Here is a 13154-nt window from a genome sequence, read left to right on the forward strand (position 1 = left end):
CTATGTACAGCATCACTGCGCCTTTTACTTGAGTTGAAACCTGTTTTCACGTTTGAGTTTGTCAGCCTCAACTTTTCTGATGGGGCATCGTAGAAGTTATTTCTGTCTTTGCTTGCGTAGAAAAATAACTTAGAAAAAAATAAAAAGGGTTTTTGTTGGATTGTTGGTTATGTGGCGGTGACTACGCCGTTTTCTGTGACAAGTTTTTTCTCGCGTAGCATCTGTTCGTAGACTTCTTGGGTGACTTCCTTGATTTTCTCTCCGCCATGCGTGAATCCGAAAACTTTGCCTGTTTCTGTAATCAATGCTTCCGCGTCTATCCCAAGCGAGTACTGGGCAATCATCTTCATGGCTTTCTCGATTTCTTCAGGGGGAATATGTTCAGGCAACCTCTTTGATTCAGGAGCGTTTACCGCTGGCACCCTCACGTCAACCTCAACCATATCCACAGGCCACAAGAAATCATCGCGAACAAGTACGCGTTTTTCTCGAACCAGCAAATCCAAAGCTTCCTGCACTGCCTGCGTAACTTTTGGGCTTACCCGTTTAAGACCCCACGCTGATGCTAATCTTTGAACGGCGTATTCAAAATGAACTGGGCCTTCAGCTTTCACCAGCTCGGCTAGTAGGCGTCTTTGTTGGGTGCGGTTTTCGGTGAAGTGGAACTCGTTTTTTTGTTTCTCGCTGTAGGGCGGCTTGCTTATGGTTACTTTGACGTAGGGTTTGACGGTTGCTTTTAGTTTGTGTACCTTGTATGGGACGCCGATTTTTTCGATGCCTGCAAACTGGACTTTTCTAACTTCGACTTTGCGGGTGGTGTCAGGTTTTGTTTTGTCTTGTGTTGGGGTTTGGGGTTTTGGTTTTTTCTGGGGTTCGCCTGCTTTGGTGAGTGCTTCTTTTAAGCGTCTGACTTCGCTTTCTCTTCTGGCAACCCACGCGGGTGACCAAACACGGTGAATATTCCACCCTAAACGTTTGAGCACTTGCTCGCGTAGTCGGTCGCGGTCTCTGGCGCTGCTGCTAGAACGGTACGTTGGGCCATCGCATTCTATGCCAAGCAGGTACCGTCCAGGATTTGCGGGGTCTACTACGGCTATGTCGATGCGGTATTCGCTGCAGCCCAGTTGCCTTTCAACTTTAAAGTCCATGCGGCGAATTTCCTGAGCTACATCGTCTTCCAAAGGTGCATCGAACTTGGCGGCTTGCTCTTTGGTTGCCTGCAAAATTTCAGGTCCTTTCTCTGCGTACTCCAAGTAATCGTGCAATGTTGCTACTCCTGCGGCGCGGGTGGCTCTTGTGTCTATGTCTGAGGCTTTGATGGAGGTTACCAGGACGGTTTTTTCTCTGGCTCGGGTTACTGCTACGTTTAGGCGTCGTTCTCCGCCTGGCTTGTTTAAGGGTCCAAAATTCATGGTTATGGTGCCTTGCTGGTCTTTGCCGTAGCCTACGCTAAACATCATGACGTCGCGTTCGTCGCCCTGTACGTTTTCGAGGTTTTTGATGAAAAAGCCCTCTAAGCGGTCTTCTCTGAAGAACTCTTCAAATTTGGGTTCTTGTCTTAGGCGTTGCTCTATGGCTTCTTCGACTGCGTCCATCTGTGCGATGCTAAATGTGACTACTCCTAGCGTCTTGTTGGGGTGTTGGGTGAAATGCTCAAAAACCAGGTCGGCGACGACTTGGGCTTCTCTTTGGTTGTCTCGGTTGCCTCCGCGGTCATAGATGCCATTTTCTACGTAGCACAGCTTAACGCCCAGTGCGTGGTGGTTGGATTCGGCTGAGGGGAAGGTTACGAGGTTGCCGTCGTAGAAGTGGTTGTTGGAGAAAGCGATGAGATCTTCGTGTCTGCTTCGGTAGTGCCAACGTAGAGTCTTTACGGGCAAACCAATTCCCAAGCACTCATCCAAAATGCTGTCAAACACTTCCACGTCGTCATCGGACATTTCATCCCAATCCACCTCGTCAATGAGGGTCTTTTGGAAGAAGCTTGTGGGGGGTAGCTGTTTGTTGTCGCCTGCAACCACTACTGTTTTGCCGCGGTAAATTGAGCATATAGCGTCTTCAGGGACAATCTGTGAAGCTTCGTCAAAGAGGACTAAATCAAACTTCATCATTTCAGCGTCAAGGAACTGGCTAACCGAGATGGGGCTCATGAGCATGCAGGGTTTGATTCGGGGCAGTATGTGCGGGATTTTCTGGAGCAATGTGCGAATGGGCATGAGGCGGCGTTTTTTGGCGGCTTCTTTGAGTAATGTGTTGACTTCGGAGTCGGTTGCTTGAATAATTATGTCTTGGGGTTTTCGGCTGTTAGCAGATTGTATGACTTTGTTGGAGGCAAGTTTGATGAGTTCTTGGTCTAGTTTGCGGAATTCCTCTATGAGTCCTTCATGGTTTTCTCGTCGGAACCGTCCCAACCGCAAATCCTGCTTGTAGAGGTCATTAATCCATTCTTGATATGCGCCTTTGCGGAAAACTTGGATAAGTTCTTCACCTCGCGGATGCTGCTCCACTAAACGGTCAAAGAACTCTTCTAATCCAACAAGGGCAAAACGGCTCTTGGTCTCTTTGAAGTCCACCAAAATCTGCAAATCATCCACGCGGTCACGCAGCGTCGTAATTCGGTCATACAGCATTTCTAAGTCGATGTCTTGCAGTTTCTGGTTCGGATATAACGTGCCGTTCTCAAACTTTAACTCTATTAGCGATAGGTCTTTGGGCGCTGCTTGATAGAATTTTATAAGCTCCTCTCGAGACGGAACAGCTTCAGGTCCCTGAGCGATGATTTCCGCTGCTTCTTGGGGCATGGGCGAAACTTCAATGAAGTCCTGGGTTTTCTTTGTCCACTCCAGCACCAACAAGATGCCATCCCAATCTGTTTCTAAATCCGCGAAACGTGAACCAAACGTGTTTTGCAGTACCTCTTTTTCGTTGAGGATTTCTGCTTCTTTTCTTCTTACGCTTTCGGCGGTCTTCAAATCCTCTATAAGAGCGGCGTAGTTGGCTGGTTCTTCGTCTTTGGCTGAGTAAAGGATTTCTTTGGTTAAGTCGTAGAGGGGCATTAGTTGGCGGGCGGTTTCGTTTGCCCACTGTACTAAGCGGGGTAGGGGGGTTTGGTTGATGGACAGGTTTGAGTTGGGTAGGAAAGCGGGGATGACTTCTTCTAGGTCGTTGACGAGTTGGCTCCATTTTTCTATGGACTCACCCAGTTCGTTGCCTAGTTGTCGTATTCTTTGGGGCGCAATAGTTGGGAACGAGATTTGTTCTGCTAGGCTTTGGGGTATTGTGGGTACTGCTGCAAGCTTGAATGCTTCGTCGGTTACTTTAAGCGCCTCTTGAACTTTCTCAAAATCTGTGTCGTAACCCTTGTAGTAGTGACCTAGCGCTTCTTTGACTTCTGTTGCTTGTTCGTCGATTTCTGCTTTGAGTGTCTTTACTTTTCGGGCTTCAAACAAGTCCTTGAGCACGGTTTCAGGAACCTTGCCGTCGTGTGTCAAATGTGCTAAGTGTTTTTGGTCTTTGCGGTAACCCGAACTTAGCCCGCGCAGGAATCCCTTGTATGTGCCGTTGTAGCGTTTGATGTATTCGTCAAGGTCTAAATCGTAGATGCCGTCAGTGTAGCTTTTTTTGAGTTTACCGCGTAGGATGTTGTATTCTTGGTATGTGTTTTGTATGTCTCTGAGTGCTTCTTGGGCTTGCTCAAAGACTGTGTGGTCAAACCAGCGGGCATCAGGTTTGTTCTCGGCAAAACACAGCAAAGCCAACCGCGATAACTGCTCAACACGCTCTGCAGTCAGGTTCTCCGCAGATAAACCAAACAGGTCAGCAAGTTCTTGGGCTTTCTCGCTCCAACGCGACGCCAAATTCGGAGTATCCCTAACCAGCTTAAGCAGGTTTTCCCGTTTGCTTAACAGGTCACCTTCAATTATGCTTGCAGGCGTGACAAGGTTAGATATTTCCGTGAGTTCTTTTTCCAGTTCTGCGGGTATGTTTAGCATGATGGTGAAAAATGAGGGTTCATAGCGTTGCAGTAGCGTGTTTCGGGTTGCTTGGCACCAATGGATGGTTTCGCGATGTGCTTTGGCTTGGGTTACGAGTTGGTCTACGTCTGGGTTTAGCAGCCAGCTTTCCTCAGGCTTGGGGCTCTCCAGCATCAAATCGCTTAACTCAATTAGCCACTTCACCCTGCTTAGCGTGGGCGGAGCTTCTAAACCCAACTGCTGAGCGTAACCCGAAGATTCTATCCTAAGCATATCCATTGATGAAAGCGCTTGGTCAAGCTGTGCCGTTAACTCTGCACGAATTTCCAAGTTGTACCTGTTGCCGCGGTAGCCCCGCCATGGAAACTCGGGTTCATCAATTACTTGCCAGACGTTTTTAAGCGTCGTCATTAGCTCTTCTAGTTCTTGCATTTTCTGCGGTGTTAGGCTTTTGGGGCTTGAGAGTCCAACTGCAACGTAGGGTACCTGCTGAAGCGCTGCTAGTTCGCCTAAGGCTTCATAGGCGCTTTTTTGCAGAACTGGCTGTTTGGTGTGCAGGGCTTGGACGTATCCGTTGAGTTGGTCTCGTTGCCGTTTTAGTTTTTCGAATTCGTGTGCTGAAGGGATTTTGCCGTGTACAAGCTGCTCGTCAAGGCACCGTTTCAACTCGGCGACAACTTCTTGCTTGTTAGCCTTACTACTGTGCAACTCCAAACAAAAATGAGCCAACCCCACATCACTGAGCCTTTTGTAAACAACCTCCAACGCAGCCATCTTGTCACTAACAAACAAAACCGACTTGCCCCGTGCGATGCATTCGGATATGATGTTTGCAATGGTTTGGCTTTTGCCCGTGCCTGGGGGACCTTGCATGACAAAGCTTTGCCCCTCCAACGCGTAGTCTATGGCGACTCGCTGGCTGCTGTCTGCATCCAAAACTCGGAAGCTCTCCTCAGGCTTCTCGATTTTATCTACTTCTTTTTCTTCGGGCAAATCCTCTAGCACTAGCTGGGTGTCTTTGATTCCAACGACCGCCCTGATTATGGGGTGCTGACCAATTACTTGTGAGTTGGCTTCAAGGTCTTTGTAGATGACTAGTTTGTGGAAGGAGAAGAGCCCGATTTCCAAGTTTGTTTCTACTGTCCAGCCCATCTCGGCGACGGCTTGGCGTATTTTGTTTAGGTATTCTGTGAAGCTGCTTTGTTCGGGGTCTTCGGGGAACGCGGGCAACTCGATTTTGTAGTCGTTTTTTAGTTTTACTTGCAGGGCAGGGTTTAGGACGGCTTCTTCTTCTACTTGAGGAACTGAGATAGAGAAGGGTTTGCGGATGTTTTCGCGGTTAAGCTCTATGGGCACCATGACAAGCGGGGAACGTATCTCCTCAGACGTGGCAATATCCTTCCACACTAAAGTTCCAAACGCTGCATGTAAAATTCTAACACCGCGTTCCCTGTAATCCGAAAGCGACCTGCGGTGCAAACTTTTCAGAACTTTTTCTATTTCTTTTCTGTTTGGGTTCTCGCAGACCAGCTGGGTTGCTTCAGGCGCTTTTGCCTGCTTTGCTGTATCGTTGGGTTGCGGCTGTTCTTCTGTCTGTTTCTCTTCGGTGGGCATCCAAAATTCTAAGTGGTTTTGTTTTACCACGAGTTTGTTGAATATGGTTTCTGCGTCTGGGTTGGTTATTGTGAGTTTTCCTCGTTTGGAGGGTTTGGAGTAGAGAAGGTTGTTTCTTTTTGAAAGGTCGATTAAGCGGTATTTCCAATCTTCAATTCGCCTAGACATCTGCGTTCTGTATTCGTCTTGTATGGGTGAAGACCTACTATTTTGCATCATTACATGACCCCGCGTAATATCCACTAATACGTTGGCTGTACTGTGTTACACTATGGTTTTCAGAACAAAACTCTTTTTGTAATGAACATGTATAAAACCTGTTTGGTGGGTGCGAAAATGTGTGGGTAACTGCTGATTTTTGTTGGAAAAGCGTCTAAAACAGTCAAAACAGGCTTCTTTAATGAAATCAAGTACAAACCTTCCTCAAAACAGGCAGCCCTAATTTGAGCTATTTGCTTGTATGCCTTTTAAGCGGGGGTTTGCGTGATTTGTTTTTCTTTTTTGTTTTTGGAGAGCAGGCGGCTGAAGAGTTTCCTGATTTCCTCAGCTATAACCACTATGCCTGCGAGCGCAAACAAGAATACCCAGTCAGCTGCTTCTAAGGGTACGGTTCCAAATACTGGCTGCATGAACGGCACATAGATTATTGCTGCAACTATGATTAGCTGGGCTGCTATGCCAATTAGTATCCATTTATTGGCTCTAAAGCTTGCTTTAAACGTGGACTGCTTGCTGGTTCGGCACGCCAAAACGTTTCCCACTTGTCCCATAACTATGCCTGCAAACGCCATGGTTATGCCTTTGAGGTAGTAGTAGTTGCTGGTTATGTCTGCGCCAAAGCTCCAGTTTGTTGGTACGGGCATTCCGATGGTCCAGCCACCTGCCGCCCAAGCGCTTAAGCATCCAATCATGGCGCCTGCAGCAATTATTGCACCGATGAACACTGAGCGTGAGAGAACTTTGAGTGAGAACAGCTTCTCTGTGGTGCTTCTTGGCGGTTCATTCATTATGCCTGCTTCGGGGGGTTCACGGCTCAACGCCAACGAGGGAATAACATCTATACCCAAGTCAATGACCAAAATCTGCTCCACCAGCAATGGCAGGGGCATTCCTGTTAGGGCGTAGAGTATGTAGGGGATTAGTTCTGCCCAGTTGTGGGAGAACACGTAGACTATGAATTTGCGCAGGTTTTCGTAGATGGTTCGTCCTGACTCTACTGCTTTTACGATGGAGGCAAAGCTGTCGTTAAGCAAGACGATGTCTGCGGCTTCGCGTGCAACGTCTGTTCCTGAGGCCCCCATGGCAACGCCGATGTCTGCTTCTTTGAGCGAGGGGGCATCATTAGCACCATCTCCTGTAACTGCTATGACCTCGCCGCTGTCTCGCAGGGTTTTGACTATGCGCAGTTTTTGTTCTGGTGAGACTCTTGCGAAAATGACGTTGCCTTTTTTCACTTCATCCACGATGGCTTTGTTATCCAAGTTGTCTAAGTCTACGCCGCGTATGATCTGGCAGCACTGTTTTTCGACGATGCAAACTTCCTGGGCTATAAACTCTGCAGTTGGACCATAATCGCCCGTGATTATGACGGTTTTTATGCCTGCCTGCTTTGCCTTCAAAACAGCGTCTCTAACTTCTTCTCTTGGAGGGTCACGCATTGCAGCTAAGCCAACAAAAATCAAATCCTTCTCCACATCATCGCCCTTAGAGTACTTTGCGGCAGGCAGTTTATTGTAAGCCACAGCGATAACGCGCAAGCCCTGATTTGCGTATTCGTGAACCTTGTTTGCGATTTCCTCTCTTTTTTCCTCGTCTATATTTTGGACTTTGTCGTCCACGATTATCCTGTTGCAGATGTCAAGTATGTTTCTGGGGGCGCCTTTGGTGTACACGTAGATTTCATCGTTTAGCTGGTGCACGGTGGTCATGCGTTTGCGTTCAAAGCTAAACGGCAAAATATCCACGTTTGGCTTCTCAACTAAAGTGTCTTCTATGGTTAATCCGTATTTGAGGGCAGCAACTAGCAAGGCGCCGTCGGTGGGGTCTCCGATTATTCCCCATCGTTTGTTTTTGTCTGAGGGCGGGTCAATCTTTGCGCCGTTGCATAACGCCACGGCTTCAAGCAGCATCTCTAACGAGGAGCTTTCTGATTCGCGCAGGGGCTCGCCGTTTACGGTAAACTCGCCAATAGGGTTGTAGCCGATGCCTGAAACATCCACCGACTGGTTGTGGTCTCTAATCCAGATCTTGTTAACGGTCATTTCGCCCTTGGTTATGGTGCCTGTTTTGTCTGTGCAGATGACTGTGACGCTTCCCAAAGTTTGCACGGAAGACAGGCGTTTGACCAGAACGTTTTGTTTAACCATCTTCAAGACGTTAATTGCCAAGGCACTGGAAACTGTAACCTGCAAGCCTTCAGGAACACAGCAGACCATAACACCAATCATGAAAAAGATGCTTCTGTAAAAGTCAATGTGCAGCAGTAAGTTGCTAGCTAAGAAAAAGATGGCGCCTACGACGATGGCTATGATGAAGTCGTATTTTGCGGCGTTTGCGATTTCTTTTTGCAGGGGGCTGTCGTCGTCGCGTATGGTTTGGGTTAGGCTGGCGATTTTGCCAAATTGGGTTTGCATGCCTGTGGAGTAGACGATGGCTTTTCCTTGTCCTCTGGCTACGCTGGTGCTCATGAAAATCAGGTTTTGAGAATACAAAAAGGCTTTCTCAATCTTCTTTGATGGCTCTGCAACCCGCGGTTGAGGCTCCGACTCGCCTGTTAAGGGAACATTGTTAGTCCACAAGTCAAACGCTTCAATAAGACGAGCATCCGCGGGAACCCTATCGCCCTCTTCAAGAACTATGATGTCGCCTGGAACGATTTCGCGTACCAAGATTTTTTGGAGTTCGCCGCCGCGGATAACTTTGGCGTATTCGGGCATCCAGCTTTTCAGGGTTGCCATGGCTTTTTCTGCGCGGGATTCTTGGAACAGGCTAAAGAAGATGTTCATGAAGACGACGGCGAGTATGATTATGCTGATTTGGGGGTTGCCGCTGATAAAGGAGAGGAAGCTTGCAAAAATCAGGAGCAGACCAAACAGGTCTTTGAAGTGCTTGATGAATTTGTAGATCAAGGGGACCTGTTTTTTTTCTTCAAGCTTGTTTAAGCCGTGCTTTTTAAGCCGAGATTTAGCCTCTTCGCTAGTTAATCCGTCAGGAGACGAATCCAAGGCATCAAAGACCTCGTTTAGAGACAGGGAAGAAGCTTTCTCCACAATAATCAACTCATAAATTCTTAGAAGAAAACGCCTTAGGAGTAATAATCACAAAGGCAGAAGACTGCAGCTTCACTTGAAAATACTTTATTGAAGCTGTTTTTCTGCAATCGAACAGTTATACGACACACATGCATCCTCAACTGCGCTAATCACCGTGCTATCGAACTTGCCTTAAGGCTTGTTTTGCCTACAAAACCGCAAGATACATTTAAACCAATCGGAAAGAAAACCCTTTTCGTCAAGTTTCCTTATAAATAAACGCCAAAACAGCAATGTAAACCCGCGGCTCAGATGGGCAATTCCGTTTTTAATGCATCGTGAAAACCTCAAACTTGCTTAGTTAGGCAGGGTTGGTGGGTTATTTTTTCCACGGCAACTCTAACTTTTATGGTGTGGCTTTGTCGGAATCTTTTTTTCTTGTCCAAGCTGTTTATGTAAGGTGTTCCATAAAGTTAATAGGCTACAGTCTCAATTTCCATGTAGCTTGCTCTTTAGAGAGAATTAGAAAGATGCTTTGCCCTCTTAAAATGGTAGCCTTTCAGGTTAATAATGATTCATTAGATATGGAGAATGTATAGGTATGGCTCGTTATAGACAAACAGATGAAATTGTAAAATTGATGAATGACCCAAAAATCATTAGGAACACCAGTATTATCGCCCACGTAGACCATGGAAAAACCACCTTATCCGACAGCCTCTTGGCGTATGCTGGAATCATCAGCACCCAAACCGCTGGACAAAAACTGTTCCTTGACTCATGGGATCTTGAACAAAAACGCCAAATGACCGTTTTCGCCTCAAACGTTAGTTTGGTGCACAAATTCGACGATAAAGACTACCTGATCAACCTCATCGACACCCCTGGACACATCGACTTTAGCGGCGCAGTCACCAGAAGCCTAAGAGCCGTAGACGGCGCCCTCGTAGTCGTCGACGCCGTAGAAGGCCCCATGACACAAACCGAAACCGTGCTCATGCAAGCCCTACGCGAACGCGTCAAGCCTCTTTTGTTCATCAACAAGGTCGATAGGCTTATAAAAGAAATCAAACTCACCCCCCAAGAAATCCAGCGCAAATTCGCTAAGATTCTCCTGCGCGTAAACACGCTTATCCAAAAATATGCGCCTCCCGAACACAAACAGGACTGGCAAGTTAAAATCGAAGACAGCCGCGTAGCTTTTGGTTCTGCCCTGCACAAATGGGGACTAAACCTTACCCACATGAAAAAGAAGCAAATTTCATTCCAAGACATCATCGACGCATACACAGGCGAGCCCGAAGACGTCGGCAAAAAAGTCGATGCCCTAAGCAAGAAAGCACCCTTACCCGAGCCAATCCTTGACATGTTCTGCGAACACCTCCCTGGACCCTTGCAAGCTCAGCCTTACCGTCAACCACAGATTTGGCCAGGCGACCCAGAAAGTGCAACTGGCAAAGGCATGGCAACAGTCGACCCCAACGCGCCCCTGCTCATGTGCATATCCACTATCGAAGTTGACCCCCACAGCGGCACCGTCGCAATCGGGCGTATCTTTAGCGGTTCCATTACCAAAGGCAAACAGGTCCAGCTTGTCAGCAGACGCCAAAAAGGCACCATCCAGCAGGTCTTCATGAGCATGGCAACTGACCGAGTTATCGTTGACCGCGTTCCCGCAGGAAACATCGGCGCAATCTCTGGTTTGCCCTCCCTACACGTGGGTGAAACCATAGCTGAAGACGGCATAGAAGCCCAATCCTTTGAAGGTCTACAGTACGTTTCTGACCCAGTCGTCACCGTAGCAGTTGAGCCCGAAGACGTCAAGGACATACCAATGTTTGATAAGGTCATGCACAAAATCACAACTGAAGACCCCAACTTGCACTTCAAGATGAACAAAGAAAGCGGCGAATTCCTGCTCTCAGGCATGGGTGAACTTCACCTTGAAATCACCGCTTACCGACTAGAAGAAGCAGGACTAAAAGTCAAACTCAGCAAACCCATCGTCATCTTCCGCGAAACCATCAGCAAAGACTACGATGGACCCGCAATCATGGGCAAAAGCCCCAACAAACACAACAAAGTCTGGATAACCCTTGAACGCCTCTCTGACGAAGTCATCGAAGCCATCAAATCAGAAAAAATCACTGACATGCAAAGCAAAGACGAACGAACCAAACGCCTACGCGAACTTGGCTGGGCACCCGACGATGCTAAAGGCGCAGTAGCAGTTGAAGAAAACAACATCCTCGTCAACCGCATCAAAGGCCGCCAGTACGTCGACGAAATCATTGACCACGTAAAAAGCGGTTTCCGCGAAGCAGTCCACACCTCCCCCTTAGCCAAAGAACCTGCGTATGGCTTGAAGATTAACCTTGAAGACGTTACCGTGCACGAAGACCCTGTCCACCGTGGACCCGCCCAAATCATCCCCATGACCTGGCGTCCCATCTACTGCGGTATCCTGCTAAGCAAACCCAAACTACTTGAACCCCTAATCAGCTTCGAATGCAAAGTCCCAAGCGACTTCGTCAGCGCAGTCATCACATTGCTAAACAAACGCCGCGGCAAAATCCTTGACATGCCCTCCGAGGAAGACATGATAACCGTCAAAGCCGAAATGCCCGTCTCCGAATCCTTTGGTATCGCCGACGAACTACGCAGCAGCACCCAAGGCAGAGCCTTCTGGGCAACCCAGTTCAGCCGCTGGGCATACGTCCCCGAACAAATGCAAGCCGACACAATCAAAGCAATCCGAGAACGCAGAGGACTCTCACCCGTACCACCCAAACCAGAAGAATACTTTGAATCCGAATAAACCCACAACCTCCCCTCTCCCTCTCTTCTTCTTTGTTTCTTTTTTCTGCCACGTTTTTTGGCTACGTGCAAGTAGGCATGCTTATATCACAATCCTAATCCTATGTACTCACGTTGCTTAGAGGAACCGCGATGGTCTGTTCAATTAAACTCGACGAAATACCCCAACTCAACAACCCCATACTCATAGAGGGCTTGCCTGGCATAGGTTTTGTAGCCAACATCACCGCCCTGCACTTGATAAAAACGCTTGGGGCTAAACGGTTTGGAGAAATTGTTTCCGCAAGCTTCCAAGACCTAGCGATTCTCACTGAAGATGGCGATGCGCAGTCCCCCATAAACGAGCTCTACTACGTCAAACGAGAAGACGGCGGACGCGACCTTCTCATTTGGTTTGGCAACACTCAAGCCCTAACTACGCCTGGCCAGTACGAACTCACAGGCAAAGTCTTAGACATCGTGCAGAATCTGGGGTGCCAATTCGTGGTTTCCCTTGGAGGCTTCAAAAAAGACGAAGTCACCACCGCGCCTTCCCTGTACTGCGCCGCTTCCGACGAAGAAACCCTAAAAGAAGCATTAAGCTTGGATATGGGGCACAAGGTTATGGTGGGGCACATTTTTGGCATTGCAGGGTTAGCGTTGGGTTTGAGTAGGCTTAGGGGCATGCGTGGGTTTGCGTTGCTCGTGGATACCGTGGGCATGGAACCTGACCCTACCGCAGCACGGGTCGCCTTAACCGCGATAAACCGCTACCTTAAGCTGAATGTGGATTTATCGGATGTGGAAGAAACTGCCACGCAGACAAAAAGCATGCTCGAAGCGTTTGGTTTAATTCGTGATATTCAAGAAGAAAAGAAGAAAGAGGAACAGGAGCTGCGCTGGTTCATCTAGCCTAGTGGCTACTCGTTTTTGGTTTCACTCATGAACAAGTCGTAAACTCTTTGGACACGCTCTGCTGCGGGACCTGCGCCTTCAGCTATGCCTTTTTCGGTTACTTTGACTTTATCCATGACCCAGATGAAGCCTTGGTCTTCGTAGAGTTTAACCATTGTTGGGAAGACCTTTTCAAGCCGTGTTGCTAAAGCTTTCATGTCGAAGGGTTTTTCGGTGGTTGCGATTTGAGCGACTACGTTGCCGTTGAGAAAAACTCGGTGGCTAACTTGTCCAGTTTCATCTTTAGCTTCAGAAATACACAAGCTCAAGTTATCAGGGTTAACGCCTTGAAGTACGCCAGTGAAAACTTTACCGTTAGTAGTATTCACGGTAACAAGCTTCTCAACCAGCGCCGCAACTTCTGTAAAGAATTTCCTTTGCGCTACAGACACAATAATACCTCCATCTAATCCATACGATTGTACCTTCCAACTATTTATCTTTGATTAAACAAAAACCCCAATAAACAAACTTTCAGCACTCATTGTAACTCAACAACTCCCTCAAAAAGAAACAAAGCCCGTTTTGCCTGTGCACCAAAAAGCCAAACAAACACGCCGTCGAA

The 13154-nt window shown here is 47.8% G+C and carries 5 protein-coding genes; 2 read left to right on the forward strand and 3 right to left on the reverse strand.

Features of this window, described 5'->3' with window-relative positions; all coding sequences use genetic code 11:
- Positions 1-167: 167 nt before the first annotated feature.
- Together NWF04_10515 and NWF04_10520 are read right to left on the reverse strand one after the other, a co-directional pair.
- A complete protein-coding gene (locus tag NWF04_10515; GenBank protein MCW4007003.1) occupies positions 168-5807 on the reverse strand; it encodes a DUF3320 domain-containing protein in 5640 nt (1879 codons plus the stop codon).
- A 248-nt stretch (positions 5808-6055) separates the two neighbouring features.
- Positions 6056-8857: a cation-transporting P-type ATPase gene (locus NWF04_10520; protein MCW4007004.1), complete on the reverse strand. Its 2802-nt coding sequence runs from the start codon at positions 8855-8857 to the stop codon at positions 6056-6058.
- A gap of 583 nt (positions 8858-9440) precedes the next feature.
- Between NWF04_10520 and NWF04_10525 the strand changes: the two genes are divergently transcribed.
- Together NWF04_10525 and NWF04_10530 are read left to right on the forward strand one after the other, a co-directional pair.
- A complete protein-coding gene (locus tag NWF04_10525) occupies positions 9441-11657 on the forward strand; it encodes an elongation factor EF-2 (GenBank protein MCW4007005.1) in 2217 nt (738 codons plus the stop codon).
- A 131-nt stretch (positions 11658-11788) separates the two neighbouring features.
- A complete protein-coding gene (locus NWF04_10530) occupies positions 11789-12547 on the forward strand; it encodes a PAC2 family protein (GenBank protein ID MCW4007006.1) in 759 nt (252 codons plus the stop codon).
- A gap of 8 nt (positions 12548-12555) precedes the next feature.
- On the opposite strand, the gene NWF04_10535 is transcribed toward NWF04_10530, so the two are convergent.
- Positions 12556-12981: an Lsm family RNA-binding protein gene (locus tag NWF04_10535; GenBank protein MCW4007007.1), complete on the reverse strand. Its 426-nt coding sequence runs from the start codon at positions 12979-12981 to the stop codon at positions 12556-12558.
- Positions 12982-13154: the final 173 nt, after the last annotated feature.

Source organism: Candidatus Bathyarchaeota archaeon (assembly GCA_026014465.1).
Classification (GTDB): domain Archaea; phylum Thermoproteota; class Bathyarchaeia; order Bathyarchaeales; family Bathycorpusculaceae; genus JADGNF01.